The sequence below is a fragment of the Sphingomonas panni genome (genome assembly GCF_022664435.1).
GTDB lineage: Bacteria > Pseudomonadota > Alphaproteobacteria > Sphingomonadales > Sphingomonadaceae > Sphingomonas > Sphingomonas panni.
Window position 1 is genome coordinate 196517 of the sequence record NZ_JAKREU010000001.1, and the last position, 26467, is coordinate 222983.

At 66.7% G+C, this 26467-nt stretch carries 30 protein-coding genes and 1 tRNA gene; 17 read left to right on the top strand and 14 right to left on the bottom strand.

All coding sequences use genetic code 11. The annotated features are described in order from the left end of the window. Positions 1-46 precede the first annotated feature (46 nt). From MF609_RS01035 to MF609_RS01045, 3 genes are all read left to right on the top strand, one after another. On the top strand, positions 47-1258 hold the full coding sequence (locus MF609_RS01035; protein ID WP_242414476.1) for an LL-diaminopimelate aminotransferase: 1212 nt from the start codon (positions 47-49) through the stop codon (positions 1256-1258). A 174-nt stretch (positions 1259-1432) separates the two neighbouring features. Continuing rightward, positions 1433-1831 (top strand): MAPEG family protein, encoded by a 399-nt coding sequence (locus MF609_RS01040; RefSeq protein ID WP_242414477.1) that lies wholly within the window; start codon positions 1433-1435, stop codon positions 1829-1831. 102 nt (positions 1832-1933) lie between these two features. Further along, positions 1934-2218 (top strand): DUF2061 domain-containing protein, encoded by a 285-nt coding sequence (locus MF609_RS01045; protein WP_242414478.1) that lies wholly within the window; start codon positions 1934-1936, stop codon positions 2216-2218. 7 nt (positions 2219-2225) lie between these two features. On the opposite strand, the gene MF609_RS01050 is transcribed toward MF609_RS01045, so the two are convergent. Continuing rightward, positions 2226-2693: a winged helix-turn-helix transcriptional regulator gene (locus tag MF609_RS01050; RefSeq protein ID WP_242414479.1), complete on the bottom strand. Its 468-nt coding sequence runs from the start codon at positions 2691-2693 to the stop codon at positions 2226-2228. 137 nt (positions 2694-2830) lie between these two features. On the opposite strand from MF609_RS01050, the gene MF609_RS01055 reads away from it, so the two are divergent. Together MF609_RS01055 and MF609_RS01060 are read left to right on the top strand one after the other, a co-directional pair. Next, entirely contained in the window at positions 2831-3136 is a 306-nt protein-coding gene (locus tag MF609_RS01055; RefSeq protein WP_242414480.1) for a CC_3452 family protein, read from the top strand. A 52-nt stretch (positions 3137-3188) separates the two neighbouring features. Continuing rightward, a complete protein-coding gene (locus MF609_RS01060; protein WP_242414481.1) occupies positions 3189-5279 on the top strand; it encodes a RelA/SpoT family protein in 2091 nt (696 codons plus the stop codon). An 81-nt stretch (positions 5280-5360) separates the two neighbouring features. Here the strand turns inward: MF609_RS01060 and MF609_RS01065 are convergent. From MF609_RS01065 to MF609_RS01080, 4 genes are all read right to left on the bottom strand, one after another. Beyond that, positions 5361-5437: transfer RNA gene (locus tag MF609_RS01065), tRNA-Arg, on the bottom strand. Positions 5438-5489: 52 nt separating this feature from the next. Then, positions 5490-6152: an endonuclease III gene (gene nth, locus MF609_RS01070; protein WP_242414482.1), complete on the bottom strand. Its 663-nt coding sequence runs from the start codon at positions 6150-6152 to the stop codon at positions 5490-5492. After that, entirely contained in the window at positions 6149-6877 is a 729-nt protein-coding gene (gene dapB / locus MF609_RS01075) for a 4-hydroxy-tetrahydrodipicolinate reductase (RefSeq protein ID WP_242414483.1), read from the bottom strand. The genes nth and dapB overlap by 4 nt, the downstream gene beginning before the upstream one ends. Before the next feature lie 115 nt (positions 6878-6992). After that, positions 6993-7352, bottom strand: a complete 360-nt coding sequence (locus MF609_RS01080; RefSeq protein WP_242414484.1) for a hypothetical protein — start codon at positions 7350-7352, stop codon at positions 6993-6995. Positions 7353-7581: 229 nt separating this feature from the next. Between MF609_RS01080 and MF609_RS01085 the strand changes: the two genes are divergently transcribed. The 6 genes from MF609_RS01085 to MF609_RS01110 are packed head-to-tail and all read left to right on the top strand — an operon-like array spanning position 7582 to position 11164. Then, positions 7582-7956, top strand: a complete 375-nt coding sequence (locus MF609_RS01085; RefSeq protein WP_242414485.1) for a CrcB family protein — start codon at positions 7582-7584, stop codon at positions 7954-7956. After that, positions 7953-9047 carry an RluA family pseudouridine synthase gene (locus MF609_RS01090; protein ID WP_242414486.1) on the top strand — a complete coding sequence of 365 codons (1095 nt, stop codon included), beginning with the start codon at positions 7953-7955 and terminating at the stop codon, positions 9045-9047. The genes MF609_RS01085 and MF609_RS01090 overlap by 4 nt, the downstream gene beginning before the upstream one ends. Continuing rightward, entirely contained in the window at positions 9047-9622 is a 576-nt protein-coding gene (locus tag MF609_RS01095; protein WP_277990979.1) for an FMN-binding negative transcriptional regulator, read from the top strand. The genes MF609_RS01090 and MF609_RS01095 overlap by 1 nt, the downstream gene beginning before the upstream one ends. Further along, a complete protein-coding gene (locus MF609_RS01100; protein ID WP_242414488.1) occupies positions 9619-10278 on the top strand; it encodes an HAD-IA family hydrolase in 660 nt (219 codons plus the stop codon). Before MF609_RS01095 ends, MF609_RS01100 begins: the two co-directional genes overlap by 4 nt. After that, positions 10275-10484: a hypothetical protein gene (locus tag MF609_RS01105; protein WP_242414489.1), complete on the top strand. Its 210-nt coding sequence runs from the start codon at positions 10275-10277 to the stop codon at positions 10482-10484. The genes MF609_RS01100 and MF609_RS01105 overlap by 4 nt, the downstream gene beginning before the upstream one ends. After that, positions 10481-11164, top strand: coding sequence for an ATP12 family chaperone protein (locus MF609_RS01110; RefSeq protein ID WP_242415143.1), 684 nt, complete (start codon positions 10481-10483; stop codon positions 11162-11164). The genes MF609_RS01105 and MF609_RS01110 overlap by 4 nt, the downstream gene beginning before the upstream one ends. On the opposite strand, the gene MF609_RS01115 is transcribed toward MF609_RS01110, so the two are convergent. Both MF609_RS01115 and MF609_RS01120 read right to left on the bottom strand, forming a co-directional pair. Further along, a complete protein-coding gene (locus MF609_RS01115) occupies positions 11151-12155 on the bottom strand; it encodes a LacI family DNA-binding transcriptional regulator (RefSeq protein ID WP_242414490.1) in 1005 nt (334 codons plus the stop codon). The genes MF609_RS01110 and MF609_RS01115 overlap by 14 nt on opposite strands. Positions 12156-12362: 207 nt before the next feature. Next, positions 12363-12788, bottom strand: a complete 426-nt coding sequence (locus MF609_RS01120) for an organic hydroperoxide resistance protein (protein WP_242414491.1) — start codon at positions 12786-12788, stop codon at positions 12363-12365. 101 nt (positions 12789-12889) lie between these two features. Between MF609_RS01120 and MF609_RS01125 the strand changes: the two genes are divergently transcribed. The 4 genes from MF609_RS01125 to MF609_RS01140 all read left to right on the top strand — a co-directional run bounded on the left by MF609_RS01125 (position 12890) and on the right by MF609_RS01140 (position 16565). Continuing rightward, entirely contained in the window at positions 12890-13330 is a 441-nt protein-coding gene (locus MF609_RS01125) for a MarR family winged helix-turn-helix transcriptional regulator (RefSeq protein WP_242414492.1), read from the top strand. Positions 13331-13372: 42 nt separating this feature from the next. Next, positions 13373-14620, top strand: coding sequence for a putative DNA modification/repair radical SAM protein (locus MF609_RS01130; protein ID WP_242414493.1), 1248 nt, complete (start codon positions 13373-13375; stop codon positions 14618-14620). 89 nt (positions 14621-14709) lie between these two features. Then, positions 14710-15186 carry a hemerythrin domain-containing protein gene (locus MF609_RS01135; protein WP_242414494.1) on the top strand — a complete coding sequence of 159 codons (477 nt, stop codon included), beginning with the start codon at positions 14710-14712 and terminating at the stop codon, positions 15184-15186. Beyond that, on the top strand, positions 15186-16565 hold the full coding sequence (locus MF609_RS01140; RefSeq protein ID WP_242414495.1) for a UdgX family uracil-DNA binding protein: 1380 nt from the start codon (positions 15186-15188) through the stop codon (positions 16563-16565). Before MF609_RS01135 ends, MF609_RS01140 begins: the two co-directional genes overlap by 1 nt. 674 nt (positions 16566-17239) lie before the next feature. On the opposite strand, the gene MF609_RS01145 is transcribed toward MF609_RS01140, so the two are convergent. From MF609_RS01145 to sdhC, 6 genes are all read right to left on the bottom strand, one after another. Continuing rightward, positions 17240-17884, bottom strand: a complete 645-nt coding sequence (locus tag MF609_RS01145; RefSeq protein ID WP_242414496.1) for a nucleotidyltransferase family protein — start codon at positions 17882-17884, stop codon at positions 17240-17242. Continuing rightward, entirely contained in the window at positions 17874-18782 is a 909-nt protein-coding gene (locus MF609_RS01150) for an XdhC family protein (protein ID WP_242414497.1), read from the bottom strand. The genes MF609_RS01145 and MF609_RS01150 overlap by 11 nt, the downstream gene beginning before the upstream one ends. Before the next feature lie 175 nt (positions 18783-18957). Continuing rightward, positions 18958-19527 carry an ATP-dependent Clp protease proteolytic subunit gene (locus tag MF609_RS01155; RefSeq protein ID WP_242414498.1) on the bottom strand — a complete coding sequence of 190 codons (570 nt, stop codon included), beginning with the start codon at positions 19525-19527 and terminating at the stop codon, positions 18958-18960. A gap of 471 nt (positions 19528-19998) precedes the next feature. Then, the gene (gene sdhA / locus MF609_RS01160; RefSeq protein ID WP_242414499.1) at positions 19999-21804 is read right to left on the bottom strand and encodes a succinate dehydrogenase flavoprotein subunit; all 1806 of its coding nucleotides are present in this window, start codon (positions 21802-21804) and stop codon (positions 19999-20001) included. After that, positions 21804-22190 carry a succinate dehydrogenase, hydrophobic membrane anchor protein gene (gene sdhD, locus MF609_RS01165; protein WP_242414500.1) on the bottom strand — a complete coding sequence of 129 codons (387 nt, stop codon included), beginning with the start codon at positions 22188-22190 and terminating at the stop codon, positions 21804-21806. Before sdhD ends, sdhA begins: the two co-directional genes overlap by 1 nt. Next, positions 22190-22609 carry a succinate dehydrogenase, cytochrome b556 subunit gene (gene sdhC, locus MF609_RS01170; protein WP_336943681.1) on the bottom strand — a complete coding sequence of 140 codons (420 nt, stop codon included), beginning with the start codon at positions 22607-22609 and terminating at the stop codon, positions 22190-22192. Before sdhC ends, sdhD begins: the two co-directional genes overlap by 1 nt. Positions 22610-22846: 237 nt before the next feature. Here sdhC and MF609_RS20145 point away from each other — a divergent pair, with 237 nt between their 5' ends. Continuing rightward, positions 22847-24196: a methyl-accepting chemotaxis protein gene (locus MF609_RS20145; protein ID WP_242414502.1), complete on the top strand. Its 1350-nt coding sequence runs from the start codon at positions 22847-22849 to the stop codon at positions 24194-24196. A gap of 279 nt (positions 24197-24475) precedes the next feature. Then, complete coding sequence (locus MF609_RS01180) at positions 24476-25411, top strand: 50S ribosomal protein L11 methyltransferase (RefSeq protein WP_242414503.1); 936 nt, start codon at positions 24476-24478, stop codon at positions 25409-25411. A 144-nt stretch (positions 25412-25555) separates the two neighbouring features. Here MF609_RS01180 and phhA read toward each other — a convergent pair whose 3' ends face one another. Further along, the gene (gene phhA, locus MF609_RS01185) at positions 25556-26422 is read right to left on the bottom strand and encodes a phenylalanine 4-monooxygenase (protein ID WP_242414504.1); all 867 of its coding nucleotides are present in this window, start codon (positions 26420-26422) and stop codon (positions 25556-25558) included. Between the last annotated feature and the right edge of the window lie 45 nt (positions 26423-26467).

Here is a 26467-nt window from a genome sequence, read left to right on the forward strand (position 1 = left end):
CGGTTAATTGCTTCCTAGCGTAAGGGCGGTGGCGAAAGGAACGACAATGTCCGACGAATTCTACCGCATGAAGCGCCTGCCCCCCTATGTCATCGCCGAAGTGAACGCGATGCGGGCGGCCGCGCGTGCGGGGGGTGAGGACATCATCGACCTCGGCATGGGCAATCCCGACCTGCCCCCGCCCGACCATGTGATCGAGAAGCTGGTCGAGGTGGCGAAGAAGCCCTCGGCGCATGGCTATTCGCAGTCGCGCGGCATTCCCGGCCTGCGCAAGGCACAGGCGAATTATTACGGCCGCCGCTTCGGCGTCGATATCGATCCCGACAGCGAGGTCGTGGTGACGATGGGGTCGAAGGAGGGGCTGGCCAGCCTGGCGACCGCGATCACCGCGCCGGGCGACGTCATCCTGGCGCCCAATCCCAGCTATCCGATCCACATGTTCGGCTTCATCATCGCCGGTGCCACGATCCGCGCGGTGCCGACGACGCCCGACGAACATTATTTCGAAAGCCTCGAACGCGCGATGGCGTTCACCGTGCCTAAACCCAGCGTGCTGGTGATGGGATATCCGTCGAACCCGACCGCCGAAGTCGTCGACCTCGCCTTCTACGAACGGGTCGTGGCGTTCGCGAAGGAACATGGGCTGTGGGTCATCTCCGACCTCGCTTATTCCGAGCTGTATTATGACGGCTGCCCGACACCCTCGATCCTGCAGGTGAAGGGGGCCAAGGACGTGGCGATCGAGTTCACCTCGCTTTCCAAGACCTATTCGATGGCCGGCTGGCGCATGGGCTTCGGTGTCGGCAACAAGAAGCTGATCGCGGCGATGACCCGAGTGAAATCGTATCTCGACTATGGCGCGTTCACCCCGATCCAGGCGGCGGCCTGCGCCGCGCTCAACGGTCCGCAGGATATCGTCGAGAAGAACCGGCAGCTGTATCACAAGCGCCGCGACGTGCTGGTCGAAAGCTTCGGCCGGGCCGGATGGGACATTCCGTCCCCACGCGCATCGATGTTCGCCTGGGCCCCGCTGCCCCCGGCCCTTGCGCATCTGGGCAGCCTCGAATTCGCCAAGCAGTTGCTGACCGAGGCCAAGGTCGCGGTCGCGCCGGGCGTCGGCTATGGCGAGAATGGCGAAGGCTATGTGCGGATCGCCATGGTCGAGAACGAACAACGCCTGCGGCAGGCGGCACGCAACGTGAAGAAATATCTGCAATCGATGGGGGTGAATACTCCGGCGGGGCGCAGCGCGGGCTAGGCCTCCATTGCGTCATTCCCGCGAAGGCGGGAATCCATAGCCGCAACGTTCGCGCATTTTTCTCGGACGTTGTCGGATATGGATTCTCGCCTGCGCGGGAATGACGATTGGAAGGATTTGGAACCCGGTGCGGCGTCCAGCTCTTTACCGCCCGTCCCTTGACGGAGCGCGCCCATGCCCCCCCTGCCCCTCGAACTCACCCTGCTCGGCTGGTCGGTCGTGCTGCTGGTCGTGGCGATCCTGTTGCAGGGGCAGCTGGCGACCCGCGAACTGGGTGTCGGCTGGAACGCCGGTCCGCGCGACGGCGACCAGCATCCCAAGGGCGCGCTTGCCGGCCGCGCCCAGCGCGCGCTCGAGAATTTCAAGGAGAGCTACCCGGCCTTCATCGCGCTCGCACTGGCGCTGGCGGTCAGCGGGCGGACCGGGGGGCTGGGCGCGACCGGGGCATTGCTGTGGTTCGTTGCGCGGATCATCTATCATCCGCTCTATCTGTTCGGCATACCCTATGTCCGCAGCCTCGTGTGGGTCGCGTCGATGTTCGGGCTGTTGCTGATGCTGATCCGCCTATTGTGACAAAGTGTTGCTTGCGCGGCCCCATATTTTCCTCGCTACGCGTCGAAGCACAGCTGTCGCACGCCATGACTCCCGGCATTTCGCGCGGGTGGAGTCTTCGGCATGTTTGTGTTCAGGGGTCTTGAAAGCCATCCGCGCAGCTTCGTGAAGGCGGTGTCGTGGCGCACTGTGGGATCGATCGATACCTTCGTGCTGGGCCTGTTCTTCTCGGGATCGGCCAAGCTGGCGGGCGCGATCGCCGGGACCGAGGTCATCACCAAGATCCTGCTCTTCTATTTCCACGAGCGCGCCTGGTCGCTGGTCCGCTGGGGCCATCGCACCGATCCGGTGGCGGAAGCGGCGCAGGGCGATGAACCCGTTCCCGCCATCCTGCCCGCCACCGGCTGAGCGGGGATCAGTCGCGCACCACATCCTCGGGCAGCGACCAGATCAGGTCGCCCTTGCCCAGCACGCGACCGTCATGGCTGTGCACCGCGACCGGCTGGACCGGCCGGTGGTCGCGGGCGTCGACCAGCACCGGCGTCGCGGCGACCCCGGTCTCCCACCGCTCGCCCCATTGGCGCAGCGCGACCATGGTCGGCAGCAGCGCATAGCCCTTGTCGGTCAGGCGATATTCGATCTTGCGCCGGTCCGCCGCCACCGCGCGGCGTTCGAGGATGCCGTGCCCGACCAACCGCGACAGCCGGTTGGCGAGGATGTTGCGCGCGATACCCAGTTCGGACTGGAATTCCTCGAAATGGCTGAGGCCATTGAACGACCCGCGCAGGATCAGGAACGACCAGCGCTCACCCATCGCCTCCAGCGCGGCGGGCAGGCTGCAATGGTTGGCCAGATCGCGCAGCGGTTCTCGAAGGATCGTCATTGCCCATGGTCTAGCCCAACCGCTCGCCCAAGGGAAATGACGGAAACTTCGCGCTTGCAGCAAAGATAGCCATTTGCAACTTACATCAATGTATATTAGCTGCCGGACCGACGAATCGTTAGCTGGAGACGCGCCCGATGAAGACTCTTGCCCTGCTCGCCGCTGCCACGCTGGCCCTGCCCTTCGCCGCCGCCGCGCAGCCGGCACGCGGCTATAGCGCGGTACCGGCGACGGCCCCGACCGTCGCCACGATGATGACGCGCAGCACCCCTTGGAAATGCGCCGGCGATCGCTGCGTCACCAACCGGACCGAGGGCAGCCCGCTGACCATGTGCCAGCTTGCCGCGAAGGAGCTGGGCACGCTCACCGCCTTCACCGCCAATGGCGCGGCGTTCCCCGACGAACAGCTCGCCAAATGCAACACCCGCGCCAAGAGTGCGTGACGTCCTGTAAAAACGGTTGCAATCGGCTACCCCCCCGCTCCATCTAGCATCCATGCTGCGGCAGTATGAATTGGTGGAGCGGGTCAAGGCCTATGACCCGGATGCGAACGAGGCGCTGCTGAACCGCGCCTATGTGTTCTCGATGCACGCGCATGGCAGCCAGAAGCGCGCGTCCGGCGACCCCTATTTCAGCCACCCGATCGAGGTGGCCGGCATCCTGACCGACCTGCACCTCGACGACGAGACGATCGCGACCGCGATCCTGCACGACACGGTCGAGGATACCGTCGCCACCCACGAGGAAATACAGGCGAAGTTCGGCGAGAATGTCGCACGTCTGGTCGAGGGCGTGACGAAGCTCAGCAAGATCGAGGCGCAAACCGAGAACGAGCGCGCCGCCGAGAATCTGCGCAAGTTCCTGCTGGCGATGTCGGACGACATCCGCGTGCTGTTGGTGAAGCTGGCCGACCGGCTGCACAACATGCGCACGCTCCATCACATCTCCAAGCCCGAGAAGCGCAAGCGGATCGCGCGCGAGACGATGGACATCTATGCCCCGCTGGCCGAGCGGATCGGCATGTACGAGTTCATGAACGAAATGCAGACGCTGGCATTTCGCGAGATCGAACCCGAAGCCTATGAATCGATCACCCGCCGGCTGGAACAGCTGGAAGCGGGGGGCGGCGACCGGGTGGCGAAGATCGGTGGCGACCTGAAGGCGATGCTCGACCGCCACGGCATCGCCGCCGAAGTGTCGGGACGGCGCAAGCACCCTTATTCGATCTGGCGCAAGATGTCGGAACGGCATGTGACGCTGGAACAGCTGTCCGACATCATGGCCTTTCGCGCGATCGTCGACAGCGAGGAGGAATGCTACCGAGCGCTTGGCATCATCCACCGCCGCTGGCCGATGGTGCCCGGACGCTTCAAGGATTACATTTCGACACCCAAGCGCAACGGCTATCGCTCGCTGCACACTGCCGTCATCCATGCCGAGAATATGCGGATCGAGGTGCAGATCCGCACGCGCGAGATGCATGCGCAGGCCGAATTCGGCCTCGCCGCCCACTGGGCCTACAAGCAGGATGCGGTGCGCCCCGATACCCAGGTCCGCTGGATTCGCGATCTCGTCGAAATCCTCGACAATGCCGAAAGCCCGGAGGAGCTGCTCGAACATACCCGCATGGCGATGTATGCCGACCGCATCTTCGCCTTCACGCCCAAGGGGGAACTGCACCAGCTGCCCAAGGGGGCCACGCCGATCGATTTCGCCTACGCCGTCCATACCGATCTGGGCGATCAGGCGGTCGGCGCGAAGGTCAATGGCGGCGTCGTTCCGCTCCGCACCGAGCTGAAGAACGGCGATCAGGTCCAGATTCTGCGGTCGAAGGCGCAGCGCCCTCAGGCCAACTGGCTGAACTTCGCCATCACCGGCAAGGCCCGCGCCGCGATCCGCCGCTATATCCGGCTGCGCGAACGCGACGAGACGGTGGCGCTCGGCACCAAGCTCTACCTCGAACTGATCGCCCGCCTGCCGGTCCCGCCGGGCAGCGACGCGCTGGGCGAGGCGTTGAAGCGGCTGAAGCTGACCGAGGAAGCGCAGCTGTTCGAGGGGCTGGCGCGCGGCAAGCTGTCCGAGGAAGCCGTGATGGAGGCGGTCATGCCCGGCGTCATCGCCAACCGGCTCGCCGAACCGATCCCGGCACAGCGCGCGCCGATCGAGATCAAGGGGCTGACCGCCGGTGTCGGTTACGACCTTGCGACCTGCTGTCACCCGGTTCCGGGCGACCGTATCATCGGGATCCGGCGCGGTGCCGGCCGGTTCGAGGTGCATGAGATCGGCTGCGGCGAGATCGAGGCGATCGATCCGCATCACTGGATCGATCTGACCTGGGGCGACAATGCCGAAGGGGCAACGGCGCGTATCGCAGTCACGCTGAAGAACGAACCCGGCGCGCTGGGTGCGGTCGCGACCGTCATCGGCGGACACAAGGCGAACATCCTCGGGCTACGGCTCGATAACCGTGACACGACCTTCCACACCAACACCATCGATGTGGAGGTACGCGACGCCGCGCATCTCATGAAGCTGCTCGCCGGACTGCGCGCGGCGGATGCGGTGAACAAGGCCGAGCGGGTCTAGCCGGAGGACGATCGTCGCCATCGCCAAAAGGCGATCGCAGCCGGACACCGACCATGTCACGCGGAAAAATCGAAACGCCACTGGCGCACCCGAAGGGATTCGAACCCCTGGCCTCTGCCTTCGGAGGGCAGCGCTCTATCCAGCTGAGCTACGGGTGCTTGGCCGTGGAGGCACGCGCCTAGCAAAGGTCGCGCGGCATTGCCAGCCGTTTCAGTCGGCCGTGACCGTCTTTTGCTTCGGAGCGGGCGATTTCGGCTTGAACGCGCACAGGTCGACCACCTGGCAGCGCCAGCATTCGGGCGTCCGCGCCTTGCAGATATAGCGGCCGTGCAGGATCAACCAGTGATGCGCGTGCAGGCGGAACGGTTGCGGCACCACCCGATCCAGCACCGATTCGACTGCGTTCGGCGTCTTGCCGCGCGCCAGGCCGGTGCGGTTGCCGACGCGAAAGATATGGGTGTCTACGGCGAACGTCTCCGCGCCGAACGCGACGTTCATCACGACATTGGCGGTCTTGCGCCCGACACCGGGCAGCTTCTCCAGTGCGGCGCGGTCGTTCGGAACCTGTCCGTCATGGTCGGCGATTAACGCTTCGGACAGGGCGATGACGTTCTTCGCCTTGGTATTGAACAGGCCGATGGTACGGATGTGCTGCTTCAGGCCATCGAGGCCGAGCGCAACCATCTTCGCAGGCGTATCGACGATGGCGAAAAGCGCGCGCGTCGCCTTGTTCACCCCGGCATCGGTCGCCTGCGCCGACATCACGACCGCGACCAGCAACGTATAGTCGTTGACCGATTCGAGTTCGGTTTCCGGATGCGGATTATCCTCCGCCAGCCGCCGGAAGAATTCGAAGACGTCCGCCTTCTTCAAACGCCCAGCACCGCATCCATCGTGTAGCGGCCGGTCGGCGCACTCGCCAGCCACAGTGCGGCGCGTACCGCGCCACGGGCGAACAGCGCGCGGTCGTCGGCGCGGTGCCCGAGTTCGATCCGCTCGCCCTCGCCCGCGAACACCACCTGGTGGTCGCCGACGATGGTGCCGCCGCGTAGCGAGGCGAAGCCGATCGTGCCGCCGGCGCGCGCACCGACCAGCCCGGCGCGGCCGATCACGCCGCTGTCGGACAGGGTGGTGCCCATCCCTTCGGCCGCCGCATCACCCAGCATGAGCGCGGTACCCGACGGGGCATCGACCTTCAGCCGGTGATGGCTCTCGACAATCTCGATATCCCAGTCTGGCCCCAGCCGCCGGGCCGCGTCGCGCACCAGCCGCGACAGGAGCGCGATGCCGAGCGAAGTGTTACCGGTCTGCAGCACCGCGACCTCGGCGGCGGCTTCGTCGATCATGGCGTGGTGGCGGTCGTTCAGGCCGGTCGTTCCGATGACGATCGGCGTACCCGCGTCGCGTGCGGCGGCAAGGTTGGCGGCAAGGGCGTTGGGCGAGGAGAAGTCGACCAACACGTCGGCCTGCCGCGCCAGCGCGACCGGATCACCGCCCTGGTCGACTCCGCCGGCCAGCGTTTCGCCGACGCGTTCGATCTCCTGCGCGATCGCGCGTCCCATCCGGCCCTGCCATCCGAAGATACCGATGCTGGTCACTGGTCTTTCGTCCGCCTGCTGCCCGCGACCGCCCGACGCGACCCCGGCTCGCGCGGTCCATGGCCCCGGCGACAGGGATGTGCAAGCGATTGTGGCGCGAAGGCCGCGCGGCGGATCAGCCGTTGACCGACGCGATCGGTGCCTCGGCATATTTGGGATCGTTCGCGTCGAATTCCGGCTGCGGCTCGAACGTCCGGGAGGTCAGCGCGACATTGCCGAGGCCCAGCAGCTTGAACGTGCCGATCTTGAAGATCTTCGGCGGGCTGCCCGCGCGTTCGACGGTCACCGCATCGACGTGCAGGTCGCCATGCTTGGTCCACAGCATGTGCGGCGCGAGGATCATGTCCATGTTGTTGTAGCGCACCGACAGGCAGATTTTCTGCATCAGCGCGAAGCGGATGATATCGCTGAGCGAGGCGCGCAGTTCTTCCGTTGCGGCATCGGTCGCGGACTCGGGGGCGGCGTCGTTGTGCATCGCAACATTACGTAACGATTGCGACCGCGCCCAGCAAGGGGGAGGCGGTCATCCAAACGCCCAAATCGCCATCACCCGCGCGGTCGAAAGACGAAGCGGCACGAAGGCTCGCATCCGGGAAGCGCCGCCGGTCGCAGGCGGGCAGATGGCGGCGTTGCAGGCCGCAGGCTGTCCATGCGCAGCACGACGGTTCCCACGCGGGCCGCAATCGGCTAGGCGACAGCCGATCATGGGAAATCTCTTTATCGTCATGGCCGGCGGCGCGATCGGCGCCGGACTGCGACATCTCTTCGGGCGCTGGACGCTCACGACCTTTGGCGCGGACTATCCGTGGGGGACGCTGGGCGTCAACCTGATCGGCGGGCTGGCGATGGGGCTGCTGGTCGGGCTGCTCGCGCGCAGCGGTGGCAACGAACAGGTCCGGCTGGCGCTGGGCGTCGGCGTGCTGGGCGGGTTCACCACCTTTTCGGCATTTTCGCTCGATTTGGTGGCGATGATCGAACGCGGCGCGCTGGCCCAGGGGCTGGGTTATGCGCTGCTGTCGGTGATCGGTGCGGCGCTGGCGCTGTTCGCCGGCCTTTCAATGACGCGGGGGGCGGCATGAGCGAGAACGACGTCCGGCAATTCACGGTCGGCACCGACGACGACGGCATCCGGCTTGACCGCTGGTTCAAGCGGCATCTGCCCGATACCAGCTTTAACACCGTCTCGCGCTGGGCGCGGACCGGGCAGCTGCGCATCGATGGCGGCCGCGCCCAGCCCGGCGCGCGCCTGTCGGCCGGGCAGGTGCTGCGCGTGCCGCCGCCCGAATCGGCGATCGTGGCCCAGCCCAAGCCCAAGGCGGAACGCCCGCCGCTGTCGGCCGAACAGACCGCGTTCGCACAAGAGCTGGTCATCCACCGCGACAAACAGGCGATCGTCCTGAACAAGCCACCGGGCCTCGCGACGCAGGGCGGGACCAAGACGCACGACCATGTCGACGGGCTGCTCGACGCACTGCAATTCGATGGCGAGAGCCGGCCGAAGCTGGTCCACCGGCTGGACAAGGATACGTCGGGCGCGCTGCTGATCGCGCGGACCGCACGGGCGGCGGCGTTCTTTGCCAAGTCGTTTTCTGGGCGGACCGCGAAGAAGGTCTATTGGGCGCTGGTCGTCGGCATTCCCGATATCTCGGACGGCATCATCGACCTGCCGCTGGCGAAGCAGCCGGGCACTGGCGGCGAGAAGATGCATGTTGACGAGGCGGAGGGACAGCCTGCCCGGTCGCGCTACCGCGTGATCGAACGCGTCGGCAATCGTGCCGCCTGGGTCGAATTGCAGCCCTTTACCGGGCGCACCCATCAGCTGCGCGTACATATGTCGGCAATCGGTCACCCGATCGTCGGCGACGGCAAATATGGCGGGCAGGCTGCGTTCCTGACCGGCGGGGTCAGCCGCAAGATGCACCTGCACGCGCGCCGTATCCGCATCGACCATCCCGATGGCGGACAGGTCGACGTGACCGCCGAACTGCCGCCGCATTTCGCCGAGAGCATCGACCTGCTGGGCTTCGACATGAGCCTCGGCAATGCGATGATCGACGACACGCCCCCGCCGGTGACCAAGGCCGACCTGAAAGCCAAGGCCAAGGCGCATGCCAAGAATTATCGCAAGGAACGGCGCGGCGAACGGCGGTCGCGGGGCCAGCGCGACTGATGCATCCCAATGCCGCCTTTCGCATGGACGAGGATGCCGCGCGGGCGTTCGTCGCCGAGGAAGGGTTCGGCATGGTGTTCGTGTCCACCCCTGCCGGCCCCGCCATGGCGCAGGTGCCGGTGGTGGCGGGCACGGACGGGGCACTACGCTTCCACGTTGCGCGCGGCAACCGGGTGACGCCGCATCTTGACGGAGCGACCGCCTTGTTCGTCGTGCAGGGGCCGCACGCCTATATCCCGCCGCACTGGTATGCGGCGGGACCGGACGAGGTGCCGACCTGGAATTACGTCTCGGTCGAGGTCGAGGGAACGGTCCGCGCGCTGGACCGCGCGGGCCTTCGCGATCAGCTCGACGCGCTGACCACGACGTTCGAATCCGAACCGGGGTGGTCGATGGACTGGATGAACCCGAACAAGGCGGAGGCGATGATGCACGCCATCCTCGCCTTCGAACTGGTCCCGACCGCGTGGCGCGGCACCGTGAAACTCAGCCAGAACAAGCCTGCCGAGGTCCGCGCACGCGTGACGGCGCAGCTGGCCGACCATCCGCTGGGCCGCTGGATGCGGATGGCATGACGCGCCTCGCCATATTCGATTGCGACGGGACGCTGGCCGATGGGCAGGCGAATATCTGCCTCGCCATGGCGCTGGCCTTTGCCGATTCCAGCCTGGCCGAACCCGATCCGCGCGAAGTGCGGCGGATCGTGGGGTTGAGCCTGCCGCAGGCGGTGGCGATGCTGGTACCCGATAGCGACGCCGCGCTGCACGAAGCCGTGGCAGAGGGGTATAAGCGCCATTTCCGGGCGATGCGCACCGATGGACGGCTGGCCGAGGAGCCGTTGTTTCCCGGCATAGCCGACGCGCTGACCGCGCTGCTCGACAACGGATGGACGCTGGGCGTCGCGACCGGCAAGTCCGACCGGGGGCTGGCACTGCTGCTCGACCATCATGGCCTGACGCGGCATTTCACGACGCTGCAGACCGCCGACCGGCACCCGTCCAAGCCGCATCCGGCGATGCTCTACGCCGCGATGGCAGAGGCGGAGGCGCTTCCGCAAGCGACGGTGATGATCGGCGATACCGGATTCGACATGGCGATGGCGGTCGCCGCGGGCACGCAGGCGGTCGGCGTCACTTGGGGCTATCACGATCGCGATACGCTGATCGCTGCCGGCGCGCAGCATATGTGCGACGATGCCGCCCTGCTCCCCCAGCTGCTGGAACTGCGATGACGTCCGACCAAATTGCCCGCAATCGTTGGCTCGCGCTGGTCGCGATCCGCATCGTGACCGCGATGGGTGCGGTCTTCGGCCTGATCGTGCTGGCCCGCGCGCCCGATACCGCGATGCGGGTGCTGGGCGCGGCGATCGTGTTGTCGGCGCTCTATGCGATGGCCGTCGTGCCGCGCGGCCTTACGGCGAAGTGGCGCAGCAAGTGAAGCGCTTCTGGAAAGACGTTGCGGTCACGGCCGAGGGCGGCATCGCGCTGGACGGGCGGCCGGTACGCACGCCGGGAAGACTGCCGCTGGTGGTTCCCTTCCCCGCGCTGGCCGAGGCGATTGCCGACGAATGGCGCGCGGTCGGGGAGACGATCGATCCGCGCGCGATGCCGCTGACCGGTCTTGCCAATGCCGCGATCGAACGAATTGCGCCCGACGCCGCAGCCTTTGCCGGCGGCATCGCGGTCTATGGCGGCACCGACCTGCTATGCTACCGCGCCGAACCGGGACTGCTGACGGAGCGGCAGGCGGCGGCATGGGACCCGGTGCTGGACTGGGCACGCGCGCGATATGGTGTCGAGCTTACCGTGACCGACGGCGTGATGCCGGTCGAACAGCCGCCGCTAACGCTGGCCCGCCTGCGCGAAGCGGTGTTCGCATTGTCGCCTTGGACGCTGGCGCCGCTGTCGCCGGTCGTGTCGCTGCTGGGATCGCTGCTGCTGGGGCTGGCGGTGGTCGAGCAGGCGATCGATGCGGATGCCGCCTGGGGCGCGGCGCATATCGATGAGGACTGGCAGGCCGAACAATGGGGCGAGGATGCGCTGGCGGCCGAAACCCGCGCCGTGCGACATGCGGAATATCGCGCGGCGGTGCGCTTCCTCGACCTTATCCGCGCCTGACCGGGCCGCACGACCCGCCGACCAACAGCGACAGCGCGGCGGATAGCGGCGTGTCGTCGCCGCCCCCCTCGATCCGGTCGATCAGTCGGGTGGTGACTGCCGCCGCCATATCGGCGATCGGGCGATGGACGGTGGTCAGCGCCGGGGTCAGCATCCGCGCGAGGATACTGCCGTCGAACCCGATCACCGACAGATCGCCCGGCACGTCCAGGCCCCGCCCGGCGGCGACCTTCAGCACCGCCGCCGCCATCACGTCGTTGGCGGCGAAGATCGCGGTCGGGCGCAGGTCGGACGCCAGCAGCCGCGTCGCCGCCGCCACGCCGCTGTCGAAGCCGTAATCGCCCTCCGCCTCCTGCGCGAGGGTCAGGTCGTGCGCGGCGAGGCCAGCGAGGAAACCGGCGCGCCGCTCCCGCGCGGACGGTGCATCGCCCGGCCCGGACAGCAGCGCGATCCGGCGATGGCCGAGCGCGACCAGATGATCGGCCACCGCCCGCGCCGCGCCGCGTTCGTCGGACACCAGCACCGCGCCATAACCCGACAGCGCGACCGACGACAGCGCGACCGCCGGCACGCCGATGCCGCCCAGCGCCTCCGCCACGCCGGCAATGCCCGATACCGGGGGCACGACGACCATGCCGTCGACCCGCGAGCGGCCGGCAAAGTCGAGGACGTCGGCCACCGGATCGCCGCCGCCCGGCGCGACCGGATGGACCACCAGTTCGTAACCGCGTGCCGCCGCCGCGCCGACGATCCCGCGCTGCAACGGGTCGAGCACCAGCGCATTGCGATCATTATGCGCCAAACCCAGCAGGAACGACCGCCCGGTCGCAAGGCCCCGTGCCCGGGCGCTCGGCCGGAACTGCAGCGCGGCGACCACCGCCTCCACCTGTTCGCGCGTCGCGGCATTGACCAGCGGCGACCGGTTCAGCACGCGCGACACGGTACGGATCGACACACCGGCCCGCGCCGCGACATCGGCGATGGTCGTCATGCGGCGGGTCGCGAACGGGGAACGACATGCGGGACGGAGACTGGCCTGGCCGTCTCCGCCCCGTCATGGTTCAGCGATACGGCGGTCAAGGGAGCGAACCGCCGCATCGTCTGGATCGTCAGCAACCGGCGTCTCCTTCCTGGCCCTACTTCCGCAAGGCATAGGCGAAGCCGCTTGCTGCTGTCGAACGGTCAGGCGAGCGAACGATCAAACAAGGGTCAGGCCGACATCGACATTGCCGCGCGTCGCGTTCGAATAGGGGCAGATGCCGTGCGCCGTATCGACCAGCGCCTGTGCCTGTAGCGGATCGACGCCGGGTACCGATACCTTCAGGTCGGCGGTAATGCCGAACCCGCCGAGCGAACGCGGGCCGATGCCGACGGTCGCGGTCACGGCGACATCGTCCGGCACCTTGATGCCCAGCTGCTGCCCGGCGACCTTCATCGCGCCAATGAAGCAGGCGGCATAGCCGGCCGCGAACAGCTGTTCCGGGTTGCTGCCGTCACCGCCGGCACCGCCCAGTTCGCGCGGGGTCGACAGCTTGACGTCGAACCGACCGTCCTCGCTGCGCGCATGGCCCTCACGCCCCCCGGTTGCAGTGGCGGTAGTGCTGTACTTGACGTCGACGGACATGGCGGAAACTCCATTTATTTATCGCGATAAATATCTAGGTCGATTGATGCGGCTTGTCCAGAATTATTTATCGCGACAATGATCCGTGCTACGGGCGTCGTATGACCACCCCCCTGCCCCTCGACGAACAGCTCTGCTTCTCGCTCTATGCCGCGACGATCGCGATCAACCGGACCTACAAGCCGATGCTCGACCGGATGGGTATCACCTATCCCCAGTTCCTCGTCCTGCTGACCTTGAGCGAGTCGGACGAAGGCATGACGATCGGCGCGATTGCCGAGCGGCTGGCGCTGGAGCCGAGCACCATCACCCCGCTCGCCAAGCGGATGGAAGCGGCCGGGCTGGTCGTGCGGCTGCGCAACCCGGACGATGAACGACAGGTCCGGGTCCAGCTGACCGATACGGGTCGCGCACGCTGGGCGGAGACCGGCTGCCTTGCCCCGACCGTCGTCGCGCGCAGCGGCATGACGCCCGAACGGCTGGTCGCGCTGAATGCAGAGGTGACCGCGTTGCGCCGGGCATTGGCGGACGCACTCGACTGATTACCCCTTGGCCTGCAACACCTTAGAACATATATCGAACGCATGGCGCAGCTCGACACCCGTGCGAAACTCGCGATCCTTGCCGATGCGGCCAAATATGATGCGTCCTGCGCATCGTCGGGCACGGCCAAGCGCAACTCGCGCGATGGCAAGGGCATCGGATCGACCGAGGGGATGGGCATTTGCCATGCCTATGCCCCTGACGGCCGCTGCATCTCGCTGCTGAAGATATTGCTGACCAACAGCTGCATCTTCGACTGCCATTACTGCATCAACCGCAAGTCGTCGAACGTCCGCCGCGCGCGCTTTACCGCGCAGGAAGTCGTCGCGCTCACGCTCAGCTTTTACCGGCGCAACTATATTGAGGGACTGTTCCTGTCGTCGGGGATTATCGGATCGTCCAACTACACGATGGAGCAGATCGTCGAGGTCGCGCGGTCGCTACGCGAGGATCACGACTTTCGCGGCTATATCCACCTCAAGACCATTCCCGACGCCGACCCCGAACTGGTCCATCTGGCAGGGGTCTATGCCGACCGCGTGTCGATCAATGTCGAGTTGCCGACGACCGGCGGCCTGAAGCGCCTAGCCCCGGAAAAGTCCGCGCCGCAGATCGAAGGGGCGATGAAGAACGTCGCCCATGCGATCGAGGACGGGCGCGACGCGCGCAAACGCTATAAGTCCGCGCCGAAATTCGCGCTGGCGGGACAGTCGACGCAGATGATCGTCGGCGCGGACGCCGCGACCGACCGCGACATCGTCGGCAAGGCGTCGTCGCTGTACGACCGCTACGGCCTGCGCCGCGTCTATTATTCGGCGTTCAGCCCGATCCCGGAAGCGTCCGCCGTCCTGCCGCTGCAACGCCCGCCGTTGATGCGCGAGCATCGGCTGTACCAGTCGGACTGGCTGATGCGCTTCTACGACTATCGCCCGGACGAGGTGCGCGCGGCGGCGGACGATGCGACGGGGATGCTGCCGCTCGACATCGACCCCAAGCTGGCCTGGGCGCTGAAGTTCCGTGACCGCTTTCCCGTCGATGTGAACCGCGCCCCGCGCGAAATGCTGCTCCGGGTGCCGGGGCTGGGGGTGAAGGCGGTGAACGCGATCCTGTCGGCACGCCGCTGGCGGCGGCTGGCGATCGCCGATGTCGCGCGGCTGACCGTGTCGGTGGCGAAGGTGCGGCCGTTCCTGATCGCCGACGACTGGCGGCCGGTGGTGCTGGCCGACCGGGCGGAATTGCGGCCGATCGTCGCGCCGAAGAAGGCGGACCAGATGGAGCTGTTCGGGTAGCTTCAGACGGGGGCGGTGAAAACCGCTCGCAAGAGAAACCTCCTTTCGCCGCCGCCGTTGGTCCGGCCGAACCAGCAAAGGAAATCCCCATGGCCGACGCCCGCATCTATGCCGATCTGAAGGCCGATCACGACCGGCACCGCGACCTGCTCAAGCGCATCGATGCCGCCAAGGGCGACGAGCGGGCCGAACTGTTCGAGGAATTCCGCGTCGAAGTATCGGCCCATGCCGCCGCCGAGGAAGAAGCGCTCTACGCCACGATGCTCGCCAATCCCGACCTGCGCGACGAGGCACGGCATTCGGTGTCGGAGCATAAGGAAATCGACGACTATCTGGGCGAGATCGCCAAGCTGGACACCGGCAGCAAGGAGTGGAACGACCGCTTTGCCGAGATGCGCCACCGCTACGAACATCATATCGACGAGGAGGAGGAAGAGATGTTCCCCGCCGCGGCCGAGGAACTGAGTGATGCCGAGGAAGCGCGCATCGCCAAGGTGTTCGAGGACCGCAAGCCCAAGGAACTGGAGATCGCCGAAACGTCTGAAGCGGGCGACGACCGCGACTGATGCGCGTTGCGGGGCTGGCGGCGGCTGATGATTTCGACGGGTGGCGCGATGCCGCCCGGTCGCTCGCCGCACAGCGTGTCAGCCCGGCGGATGTGGTGTGGCAGGTCGGCGACCTGCCCACCGACCTGTTCGGCGACGAGGCGATCGTTACCAGCGACGCGCCTGCCCCGCGCGTGCCCCGCGCCTTCATCGACCTCGCGCGGACGGTGGCGATGCACGCCGACCCGGCGCGGTTCGCACTCCTCTATGCGATGCTCGTCCGCCTGATCGCCGAACCCCGGCTGATCGACGACAAGGCCGATCCGGCGATGCGGCGGCTGGAGGAGATGGCCAAGGCGGTCCGCCGCGACATCCACAAGATGCGCGCCTTCCTGCGCTTTCGCGAAGTCGAAGAGGACGGCGGCACCCGTTTTGTCGCGTGGTTCGAGCCGGAGCATCACATCGTCCGGCATAATGGCCGGTTCTTCGTCGACCGGTTCGCGGCGATGCGCTGGTCGATTCTGACGCCGGAGGTGTCGCTCCACTGGGACGGGGAGACGCTGTCCGAAGGACCTGGCGCGACCAAGGCCGATGCGCCCGATGGCGACCCGGTCGAGGAGGTGTGGAAGACCTATTACGCGTCGATCTTTAATCCCGCCCGGCTGAAAAAGGGCGCGATGCTGAAGGAGATGCCGCGCAAATACTGGAAGAACATGCCCGAAACCGCGCTGGTCCCGGCGCTGATCGCGGGCGCACAGGCACGCGAGGCGGCGATGATCGAGACGGCACGGGCGGCTCCCGGCGGCAATAGCGTGGGTGCATGGGCAGCGCTCCGCGACGAGGCGATGGGCTGCCAGCGCTGCCCGCTATGGCAGCCGGCGACGCAGACGGTGTTCGGCGAAGGGCCGGTCGATGCCGAGATGATGGTGGTCGGCGAACAGCCGGGCGATCAGGAGGATCTGGCCGGGCGGCCGTTCGTGGGACCGGCGGGACAGGTGTTCGACCGGGCGATGGCCGAGGCCGGGATCGACCGGTCGCGGGTCTATGTCACCAACGCGGTCAAGCATTTCAAGTTCGAGCCGCGCGGCAAAAGGCGCATCCATGCCAAGCCCGGCGTGGGCGAGATCGATGCCTGCCGCTGGTGGATCGAGCAGGAGCGCGGCATCCTGCGCCCGCGTATGACGGTGGCACTGGGCGCGACGGCGGCGCGGTCGCTGACCGGCAAGACGGTGACCATTTCGCGCGAGCGTGGACGGGTGCTGACGCTGGCCGATGGCGGGGCGGCGTGGATCACGGTCCATCCGAGCTATTTGCTGCGGATGCCGGATAAAATCCAGGCGGATGAAGAGTTTGCGCGGTTCGTCGAGGATTTGAAGGGCGCGCAGGCGGCGATGGCCTGAGGCCAAAGTTCACAAAGTTCACAAAGTTCACACTCGCCGCGTTTTGTGGCGGCAGGTGTCGGACGGCCTTTTCCATCGCTTCGGACCACGCGTCATGCCAGCGAAGGCTGGCAGCTTTCCGTTGCCGGGGGCGGCAGGAGCCGCTTGAAACCCCAGCCTTCGCTGGGATCGATCTACATTCAGCGCATTGCACGACTGCTGCACTCCCCATCGTCACTCCCGCGCAGGCGGGAGTCCATATGCGCCGACGTCGCGAATCCAGCCGAAGCGGCAGCGTCTATGGATTCCCGCCTGCGCGGGAATGACGGAAATCCGCGATTGCCGCTGAATGTCGATCCGGCCTGGGGCGACGCTTGAGGGCTGACCGTGAGAAAGATCGTTTCCACGCGAAGGCGCGGAGGCGCGGAGGCGCGGAGTGAAAGAAGAAGGATATTTTCGCGCAGAGGCGCAGAGAACGCTAAGAGGTTGTGGAGCGGGCGACGTCAGTCTGTCTGGCGAAGCCCTTCTCTTTCGGCTCCCCCATAGAGAGCCGCTATCGCGGCGAGCGCCACCTTTTTGTGCCCTCCGCGCCTCTGCGCGATCAAATCCTTCCTTCGCCTTCGCGCCTTCGCGCCTTCGCGCCTTCGCGTGAACCCATTACCGTGAGCCTACTCGAAGCACCCGCTGTAGGAAAATCATTCCGCCTTGGAATGCCACCACGGTTCCGCTCGCGGCAACGTGATCGCGTCGTGCTGTTCCGGGGCCTCGGCGATGGCGCGCAGGCGGTCGAGGTCTTCGGGGGTATCGATGTCGATCAGTTCGGCCGGTGTCGTGATGACATGGCGCCCGGCGCGGACGAGGTCGCGGGCACCGGCGTCCCCTTCCAGCGATTCGAGGAAGTCGAAGCGACCCGCGCCGAACACTGCCGGCGGGCACGGCTTGGTACCGTCGCTGGACGCGACCACAGCATCCGCATCGTCGCGCGCGGTGTCGAGCAGGCGATAGACATGGGCGGCGGTGATGCGCGGCATGTCGGCCAGCGCGATGACCACGCCCTTCGCGCCCTTGGCTCGCGCCGCGCGCAGCCCCAGCTGAACCGAGCGCGACATGCCCGCCGCCGGGTCTTCGTTAACGATCACGTCGAACCCGCGCGAGGCGAAGTCCAGCTTCGTCCCGTCGATCACCGCGACCCGGCCGAGGAACGGAATCGCCTCCAGCGCGGTCACGACATGATAGGCGACCGGCTTGTGCAGGAATTGCTGCGCAAGCTTGTCGGCGTCGCCGAAACGCTGCGAGCGCCCCGCCGCCAGCAGGATCAGAACGGTATCCTCAGCGCGCATGAAAGCTCCTCACCATTGCCGCTGCGATCGACAGCGCGATTTCGGAGGGGCCGATCGCCCCGATATCGAGGCCGACCGGACCGTCGATCCGTTCCAGCCCCTGCGCCCCGGCGGCGGACAGGCGTTCGAGCCGCGCGGCATGGCTGCGCCGCGATCCGAGCGCGCCGATATAGGCGGCGGGGGATTTCAGCGCCTCGACCAGCGCGGGGTCATCGATCTTGATATCGTGGCTGAGCGTGACGACGGCGGTGGCGGCGTCGGGCTTGAGCGCCTGCAATGCCTCGTCCGGCCAGCGATCGTCGAGGGCCACCCCCGGAAAGCGTTCCTCGGTCAGGAAGCGGGCGCGCGGGTCGATGACGGTGGTGGCGATGCCCAGTTCGCGCGCCATGCCGGCCAGCCCCTGGGCGATCTGCACCGCGCCGACGATCAGCAACCGGCGCGGCGGGTCGTAGCGATTGGCGAAACCACCTTCGATCTCACCGATCGTCGTGCGGCCGGTGGTGCGGTCGGTCGACAGGGTGATCGCCCGCCCCTCCGCACCCGCCGTGGCGATGGCGTCGAACAGCGCGGGGTCGAAGCCGTCCGCAGCGACCCGCTGGACCATTACCTCGATCTCTCCGCCGCAGGGCAGGCCGACTTCCCATGCAGCGGCATCTGCCACGCCGTAGCGCTTGATGACGAAGGGCGCGCCGGCGATGACCTCGGCGGCGGTGGCGAGGATGTCGCTTTCGACGCAGCCGCCCGATACCGATCCTTCGAAGCGGCCGTCCTGATGCACCAGCATATGGCTGCCGCGCGGGCGGGGTGCGGAACCCCAGGTGGACGTTACCGTCGCCAGCGCGAGCGGTGCGCCGGCCCAGTCACGGGCGGCGGTCAGGATGGTATCGTTATCGGCCATGATGTTCCGATGATGGGGGATTTTCGGGTCGGTGGCCAGTGGGAGTGAACGCCCCTACCATCACGTCATCCCAGCGCAGGCTGGGATCTCGTTGTGGTGGAGCGTAACGATAGAGCCGGGGGAGACCCCAGCCTGCGCTGGGGTGACGACCATGGCGTATGTCCACGCCTGCGCGTCAGATCACGTCCAGCACCAGTCCGCGCGCTTTGGCTTCCTCCGCGCCGATATACCAGTTGGCCGGGGCCTTCTGCACCAGTTCCTCGAACGGGACCTGCGATCCGGCGACGATGGCGCGGAAGCCTTCTTCCTCGATCTCGACCGAGGTTTCGATCTCGTGCAGCTTGGCCTTCAGCGTCGCGACGAGCATTTTCAGCGGGCCGGACAGTTCGATGGTGCTGGTCATCTGCCGCTCATGCAGCATCAGCCGCGTGCCCTTGGTCAGGAACCGCTTCTCGACCGGAAAGGCCGACATGAAGGTCGAACCGGCGGAATAGACCGCGACCTTGCCGAGGAACAGCGCCTCGCGGCCGGTATAGTCGCGCAGCAGGCGGATATCGTCGCCCATCGCGCGGGCGACCTCCGGATCGCCGCCAAGCGTCGAGATCGACACGACCAGCGGGCCGTCGGCGGGTGCGTTGATGACCTGGTTGCGGAAGCTTTCGTACATCGCATGGTCGACCGGGCCGGCGAGATGGACGTGCGGGCGGGCGAGCAGCGGATAGTCGTTGACGTCGGTGTCGGGCATGGCGGGCGTTCCCTCTGGCGTAGTCGGCGGCGGTAACCGGGCGGAGCGGGGTTATGTTCCGGGAATTGGTCGTCGGAGGAAGAAGAAAGTCCAGGGGTTCGCGCGGAGACGCGGAGACGCGGAGGAGGTTTCGGTCTGGAGAAGCGGATCGCGCCGTCGCCCATGTCGGAGTTCGGGGCAATGGCCGGAGATAGGCTCGCTGGCGCGAGGGGTGACCTTTCCACCTCGTCACCCCGGGCTTGACCCGGGGTCCCGCTTCTTGACCCTGTCGAGCGGAAGAAGAAGCGGGGCCCCGGATCAGGTCCGGGGCGACGGATACGGGACGGTCAGCGTTAGGCGACAGCCGCTACACTTACGCAACCCTTCACGTCTCTGCGTCTCTGCGCGAACCTTTTTCTGCTTCCGGCCTGAAACGAAGAAGGGCGACCGGTCCGCACCGATCGCCCTTCCCTTAACCGTCTGATAACAGGATCAATACACCCGCTTCTTCGGCTTGATATACTCGATCTCGTCGGTGAGCGTATAGTCGTGCACCGGGCGATAATCGATCGCGGTGGTGCCGCCCTTGCCGCCCCAGCCGTCGAAGGTCGAGATGGTGTGCTTCATCCAGTTGGCATCGTCGCGATCGGGGAAATCCTCGTTCACGTGCGCGCCACGGCTTTCCTTGCGGTTCTGCGCCGACTTGATCGTCACCATCGCCTGCGCCAGCAGGTTGTCGAGTTCCAGCGTCTCGACCAGGTCGGTGTTCCAGATCAGCGACTTGTCGGTGACGTTCACGTCGGCGAAGGACTTGTAGATGTCCTCCATCATCGTGACGCCTTCGTTCAGCAGCGCGTCGTCGCGGAACACGGCGCAGTGCTTCTGCATCGTCTTCTGCATGGCGAGGCGGATCTGCGCGGTCGGCGTGCCGCCCTTCGCATTGCGGAACGTGTCGAGCCGGGCGAGCGCGAGGTCGGCCGAGTCCTTGGGCAGTGGCTTGTGCGGGGTGTTGGGCTTCAGCGTTTCCTTCAGCCGCAGGCCCGTCGCGCGGCCGAACACGACCAGATCGATCAGCGAGTTGGAGCCGAGGCGGTTGGCGCCATGGACCGACACGCAGGCCGCTTCGCCGACCGCGAACAGGCCGGGCACGACCGCATCGGGGTTGCCGTCCTTGATGGTGACGACTTCGCCGTGATAGTTACACGGGATGCCGCCCATATTGTAGTGGACGGTCGGGGTGACCGGCAGCGGCTGGCGGGTCAGGTCGACGCCGGCGAAGATCTTGCCGGTTTCGGTGATGCCCGGCAGGCGTTCGGCCAGCACCTTCGGATCGATATGGTCGAGGTGCAGGAAGATATAGTCGCCGTCCTTGCCGACGCCGCGCCCTTCGCGCATTTCCATCGCCATTGACCGCGACACCACGTCGCGCGACGCCAGGTCCTTGGCAGAGGGGGCGTAGCGTTCCATGAACCGCTCGCCATCCTTGTTGGTGAGATAGCCGCCTTCGCCGCGCGCACCCTCGGTGATGAGCACGCCCGCGCCGTAGATGCCGGTCGGATGGAACTGGACGAACTCCATGTCCTGCAGCGGCAGGCCGGCACGCAGCACCATGCCGCCACCGTCGCCGGTGCAGCTGTGCGCCGAGGTCGCGGAAAAATAGCAGCGGCCATAGCCGCCGGTCGCGAGCACCACCGAATGGGCGCGGAAGCGGTGGATCGACCCGTCTTCCATGCACAAGGCGATGACGCCGCGGCACACGCCGTCCTCCATGATGAGGTCGAGCGCGAAATATTCGATGAAGAAGTCGGCGTCATACTTCAGCGACTGCTGGTACAGCGCGTGGAGCATCGCGTGGCCGGTACGGTCGGCGGCGGCGCAGGTGCGCTGTACGGGCGGGCCTTCGCCCATATTCTGCATATGGCCGCCGAAGGGCCGCTGGTAGATCGTCCCGTCCTCGTTCCGGCTGAACGGCACGCCGGCATGTTCCAGCTCGATCACCGCCGCCGGGGCTTCGCGGACCATGTACTCGATCGCGTCCTGGTCGCCGAGCCAGTCGGAGCCCTTGACGGTATCGTACATGTGCCACGACCAATGGTCGGGGGAATTGTTGCCGAGCGAGGCGGCGATACCGCCCTGCGCCGCAACGGTGTGCGACCGGGTCGGGAACACCTTGGTGATGCAGGCGGTCTTCAGACCCGCCTCGGCGCTGCCCATCGTCGCGCGCAGGCCCGAGCCGCCCGCGCCGACGACGACGACGTCATAGGTATGGTCGATGATCTTGTAAGCGTCGGTGGCCATTATGCGGGCGTCCCGGTGAAAGCGATGCGGAGGATCGAGAAGGCGGCGAGTAGCCAGCCCGCGCCATAGACGAGGTTCAGCGCGATCAGCGCGACGACGCGCGTTTCGTCATGCTGATAATCCTCGATCACGGTCTGCAGGCCCATCTTGGCATGGTAGAAAACCGAGGTGGCGAGCAGGATCAGCGGCACCGCGCCCCATGCCGACGACACCCAGGCATAGACGGTGTCGTAATCATAGGCCGGCAGCAGCGCGAGCGACAGCACGAACCAGACCATGAGGACGAGGTTCGATACCGCGGTCAGCCGCTGGTGCCAGAAATGATGCGCGCCGGCCTTGGCCGATCCCAGGCCGCGCACGCGACCGAGGCTGGTTCCGTTACCCATCAGTGCTTCCCCACCAGCAGCCAGGCCCACAGCGCGGCAGTCGCGCAGGCGGCAAAGACGATCGTCGCGACCGCGCTCTGGCGGTTGCCCTTCAGTTCGAAATTGGCGCCGATATCCATGAAGAAATGGCGGATTCCGTTGCCGATATGCTGGAACAGCGCGAAGCTGAGGCCGATGCCGACCAGATAGCCGATCGGCGCGAACGGTCCGGTGAACCACGACAGGAACCGCGCATAGCTTTCCTCGCCGCCCGAGAGCGCTGCCAGCCACCAGACGAACAGCGCGAGGCCGACCGTTCCCATGGCGACGCCGGTCGCACGGTGCAGGATCGACACCAGCATGTTCGGGCCCCAGCGCCAGATCTGGAGATGGGGTGAAACGGGGCGATTTTTCGGGCGGACCATGGCCAAGTCGGACATTCCTCAAAAAGCAGCGCGCGCAGCCACGTCGGGCGGATGCGGATTTCCAGCAATTGTGGCCTATCTACGCGCCCGCCCCGGCGATGCAAGTCCGCTTGCACGAAAGGGACGCCCCATGGATCGCGCGAAGGTCGCCGGGTCCGTGGTCAACCGACTGTTAACGCCTGCACGTTACCCCGGAACCATATCGGGTTCGCCGTACCAGTCGCGAACGCCGGCGAACAGGGGAAGCGAATCGTGGGGACCAGGAAGCTGCCGGCACCGGAGAGCGTGAGCCGGACGATCGATCTGCAAGAACGCCTGCGCCTGTTCAATATCTCGAACGACGACATCGCGGCCGCGCGCGAATTGTGGACGGTGATCGAACCGCACGCTCGCGACATCGCGACGGCGCATTTCGTCCAGTCGCAAAAGGTCGGCGGGGTGCACAGCCTGCACCAGGATTACGACCGGATGGTCGAGCTGGGCGTCGCCTATCTGCGCAACCGCTTCACCAATCTGGCGGGCCTCGCCTGGGTCGAATCGTGCGAGCGCACCATTGCCACCGCGTTCCGCAACGATGTCGCGCTGACGGCGATCCTGTCGATGGGCGATGCCGGTGCGCGCGCGCTGCTCGACGTGCTGCGCCAAGGAATCCCGGACGAAGCGTCGTTCCGCTATTCGGCCGAACTGCTGTTCCGGCTGCGCTCGCTGGAATCCGAGGTGTTCGTGTCGCTCTACAACGCTTATTTCCAGTATGACCTGCAGGAATCGCGCGACCAGCTGGCGATGGAGTTCCGCGACAATATCGGTGCGACGGTCGAACGCGCGAGCCGCGAGAGCGACACGCTGCGCATCCATGCCGCCCGCAGTTCGGCCAATGTCCGGGGAATGCTGGGCAAGGCGTCCGAAGTCGCCGCCGCCGCCGAACAGTCGGCGGTCGCGATGCGCGAGGCCGCCGCCACCTCCGCCGGGCTGATCCGTGCGATCGAGGATGCGCGCAAGGAGGTCGAGGCCGCCGCCGAGATCGCGACCCGCGCGTCGGAACAGGCCGGTACGGCGGTCGGCATGTCGGAGGCGCTGTCGGACCATGCCAAGTCGATCGAATCGATCCTGGGCCTGATCCGCGACATTGCCGGGCAGACGAACCTGCTCGCGCTCAATGCCACGATCGAGGCGGCCCGCGCGGGCGATGCCGGGCGCGGTTTCGCGGTGGTGGCGCAGGAGGTGAAGAGCCTGGCCAGCCAGACCGCACGCGCCACCGACGATATCGCCGCCAAGATCGCCGCGATCCAGGCCGCGACCAAATCGACCGTCGAAACCAACGCGTCTATCCGCGCGACGGTGAGCGAGGTGCAGGAAAGCGCCAACCGCATCCGCAGCGCAATGGAAATCCAGGCGCAGACCGTCACCGCGATCACCGCCGCCGTCGACGAAACCGCACTCGCGGCCGATTCGATGTCGTCGACCATCGCCGCGATCCGCGAGGATACCGAAACCGTGGCATCGGAGATCGACCGGGTCGGCGACGGCTTCACCTCGCTCGACGGCGAGCTGGGCGCGCTCAAGGCCAGCGCCATCGACTTCATCGGCAAGGTCGCGGCGTAACGACGGACCGACGCCGTCTCTGACGGGAACGAGAGGTTCGGCGCGTTCCTCTGGCGCGTGTTCATCAAACCGAAAGACTCGCCCTTCTACTGCCCCCGGACCTGGTCCGGGGTTCCGCTCCCTACGGACAGCACCACAAGGAGCGGGACCCCGGATCAGGTCCGGGGGAACCCTGCACCGATCGGGGTCAGCCCCCCGCCCCCACGCGCATTGAATGTACCCGCGCCCGCGCCTACACCGCGCGGCCATGGCATTCCCGACCCTGATGGCTCCCGCGCGATGAGCTGGAAACTCACCCTCCCCTGCACCCGCGCCGAGGCGGAGGCGATCGACGCCGCCGAGGATTTCGGCATCGATCCGGCGCCGGTGCTGATGACCACCGAAACGGTCGAGGACGATACCGAGACATGGCGGCTCGACGCCTATTTCGAGGCAGAGCCGGACGCCGATGCCATCGCCGCCATCGCCGCACTGGTGCCTAGCGCCGCCGGCACCGCACCGGAGGTGGAGGCGCTGGGCGACGAGGATTGGGTGACGATGAGCCAGGCGGGGCTGGAGCCGCTGCATGTCGGGCGCTTCTTCGTCCACACCGCCGCGCATGGCGATGCGGTGCCGGCGGGGGCGCGGGCGTTCCTGATCGATGCGGGTCGCGCGTTCGGCACCGGGCATCACGAGACGACCAGCGGGTGCCTCGCCATGCTCGACCGGATGGCTGACCGGGCGTTCGGCAACGTCATCGACCTTGGCACCGGGACCGGCCTGCTCGCCTTTGCGGCGCGCGAATTGTGGCCGGCGGCACGGGTGATCGCGACCGATATCGATCCGGTGGCGATCGACGTGACTGCCGAGAATGCGCGGATCAACGCGGTCGAGCGGGTCGAACTGGTGGTCGCCGATGGCGCACTGTCCGACGATATCTCCGCCGCCGCGCCCTATGACCTGTTGATCGCCAACATCCTGGCCGGGCCGTTGATGTCGATGGCGCCGGAGGTGGCGGCGATCGCCGCCCCCCATGCGACGATCGTGCTGGCGGGCCTGCTGGAGACGCAACGGGCGGATGTGGTCGCGGCCTATGCGGCGTGCGGCTGCACGCTGGAGGAAGTGGACCGGCGGGGCGACTGGAGCGTGCTGCGGCTGGTGGCGGGGGCGGAACGCTTCGTGCCGACCGCACCGATCGATCCCAAGGGCCGCGACGGCTGGGCGCTGGACCTTTAAGTTCCTCCCCGCTCGCGGGGAGGGGGACCGCTCGCGCCAGCGAGGGGTGGAGGGGGATCGCCACGCAACGCAGCCGTGCCGTATGCGGACACCCCCCTCCACCAGCCTGCGGCGGTCCCCCTCCCCGCACAGCGGGGAGGAGCTTCAGATTTTCGACCTCGCGTAAGCCTGCGTACCCTCGGTCACCACGACATCCTCCGGCAGCACCTCGTCCACCGCGATCTCGCGCTGATCGCGGATCGCATCGTACACCGGCGCGAAGTCGGTCTCGACGGTCAGGCGGAGCAGTTCGTCGAAGCTGGGGATGACGAAATAGCTCTGCTGGAAATCGTCGATGCGGTAATCGGTGCGCATCACGCGGGCGAGGTCGAGCATGATCCGGTTGGGGCTGGGATCGTCGAGCGAGAAACGGGTTTCGGCCGCGCTCGACACGATGCCCGCGCCATAGATGCGCAGGCCGTCGGCTTCCTGCACCAGTCCGAATTCGACCGTGTACCAGTAGAGGCGCGCCAGCTGCTTGAGCGATCCGAGTTCCAGCGCGCGCAGGCCGCCGCGACCATAGGCGGCGAGATAGTCGGCGAACACCGGGTCCGCGAGCATCGGCACATGGCCGAACACGTCGTGGAAGACGTCCGGCTCCTGCAGATAGTCGAGCTGGTCGGGGCGGCGGATGAAGTTGCCGGCGACGAAGCGGCGATTGGCCATGTGCGTGAAGAACACGTCGTCGGGCACCAGCCCGGGCACCGCGACGACGCGCCAGCCGGTCAGTGCCTCCAGCCGGTCGGACAGTTCCTCGAAATCGGGAATGCCCGATTCGGACAGCTTCAGCGCATCCAGCCCGCGCAGGAACGCGTCGGACGCGCGGCCGGGCAGCAAATTCATCTGCCGCGCATAGAGCGTGTCCCAGGTCGCATGGTCTTCCGGCGTATAGGAGTCCCAGCCCTGCGGGATCGTCCAGTCGGCATTGGCCCCGGCGGGCGGGCGGTCGAGTACGTGGGTTTCGCTTGCCATCCGCAAATAGTAGCATGGGAAACGATGCGACGGAAATGGCTGCAC

Bases quoted from the DNA above. Each gene is read 5' to 3' on its own strand.
- MF609_RS01155 (WP_242414498.1), bottom strand. From the start codon at position 19,527: ATGCCCGACACCGACGTCAACGACTATCCGCTGCTCGCCCGCCCGCAC.
- MF609_RS01180 (WP_242414503.1), top strand. From the start codon at position 24,476: ATGAGCTGGAAACTCACCCTCCCCTGCACCCGCGCCGAGGCGGAGGCG.
- MF609_RS01060 (WP_242414481.1), top strand. From the start codon at position 3,189: ATGCTGCGGCAGTATGAATTGGTGGAGCGGGTCAAGGCCTATGACCCG.
- MF609_RS01035 (WP_242414476.1), top strand. From the start codon at position 47: ATGTCCGACGAATTCTACCGCATGAAGCGCCTGCCCCCCTATGTCATC.
- MF609_RS01150 (WP_242414497.1), bottom strand. From the start codon at position 18,782: ATGGCCGATAACGATACCATCCTGACCGCCGCCCGTGACTGGGCCGGC.
- MF609_RS01085 (WP_242414485.1), top strand. From the start codon at position 7,582: ATGGGAAATCTCTTTATCGTCATGGCCGGCGGCGCGATCGGCGCCGGA.
- MF609_RS01080 (WP_242414484.1), bottom strand. From the start codon at position 7,352: ATGCACAACGACGCCGCCCCCGAGTCCGCGACCGATGCCGCAACGGAA.
- MF609_RS01135 (WP_242414494.1), top strand. From the start codon at position 14,710: ATGGCCGACGCCCGCATCTATGCCGATCTGAAGGCCGATCACGACCGG.
- MF609_RS01145 (WP_242414496.1), bottom strand. From the start codon at position 17,884: ATGCGCGCTGAGGATACCGTTCTGATCCTGCTGGCGGCGGGGCGCTCG.
- MF609_RS01100 (WP_242414488.1), top strand. From the start codon at position 9,619: ATGACGCGCCTCGCCATATTCGATTGCGACGGGACGCTGGCCGATGGG.
- MF609_RS01050 (WP_242414479.1), bottom strand. From the start codon at position 2,693: ATGACGATCCTTCGAGAACCGCTGCGCGATCTGGCCAACCATTGCAGC.
- MF609_RS01120 (WP_242414491.1), bottom strand. From the start codon at position 12,788: ATGTCCGTCGACGTCAAGTACAGCACTACCGCCACTGCAACCGGGGGG.
- MF609_RS01095 (WP_277990979.1), top strand. From the start codon at position 9,047: ATGCATCCCAATGCCGCCTTTCGCATGGACGAGGATGCCGCGCGGGCG.
- phhA (WP_242414504.1), bottom strand. From the start codon at position 26,422: ATGGCAAGCGAAACCCACGTACTCGACCGCCCGCCCGCCGGGGCCAAT.
- MF609_RS01045 (WP_242414478.1), top strand. From the start codon at position 1,934: ATGTTTGTGTTCAGGGGTCTTGAAAGCCATCCGCGCAGCTTCGTGAAG.
- sdhA (WP_242414499.1), bottom strand. From the start codon at position 21,804: ATGGCCACCGACGCTTACAAGATCATCGACCATACCTATGACGTCGTC.
- MF609_RS01130 (WP_242414493.1), top strand. From the start codon at position 13,373: ATGGCGCAGCTCGACACCCGTGCGAAACTCGCGATCCTTGCCGATGCG.
- sdhC (WP_336943681.1), bottom strand. From the start codon at position 22,609: ATGTCCGACTTGGCCATGGTCCGCCCGAAAAATCGCCCCGTTTCACCC.
- MF609_RS01125 (WP_242414492.1), top strand. From the start codon at position 12,890: ATGACCACCCCCCTGCCCCTCGACGAACAGCTCTGCTTCTCGCTCTAT.
- MF609_RS01090 (WP_242414486.1), top strand. From the start codon at position 7,953: ATGAGCGAGAACGACGTCCGGCAATTCACGGTCGGCACCGACGACGAC.
- MF609_RS01055 (WP_242414480.1), top strand. From the start codon at position 2,831: ATGAAGACTCTTGCCCTGCTCGCCGCTGCCACGCTGGCCCTGCCCTTC.
- MF609_RS01105 (WP_242414489.1), top strand. From the start codon at position 10,275: ATGACGTCCGACCAAATTGCCCGCAATCGTTGGCTCGCGCTGGTCGCG.
- MF609_RS01115 (WP_242414490.1), bottom strand. From the start codon at position 12,155: ATGACGACCATCGCCGATGTCGCGGCGCGGGCCGGTGTGTCGATCCGT.
- MF609_RS01040 (WP_242414477.1), top strand. From the start codon at position 1,433: ATGCCCCCCCTGCCCCTCGAACTCACCCTGCTCGGCTGGTCGGTCGTG.
- MF609_RS01140 (WP_242414495.1), top strand. From the start codon at position 15,186: ATGCGCGTTGCGGGGCTGGCGGCGGCTGATGATTTCGACGGGTGGCGC.
- sdhD (WP_242414500.1), bottom strand. From the start codon at position 22,190: ATGGGTAACGGAACCAGCCTCGGTCGCGTGCGCGGCCTGGGATCGGCC.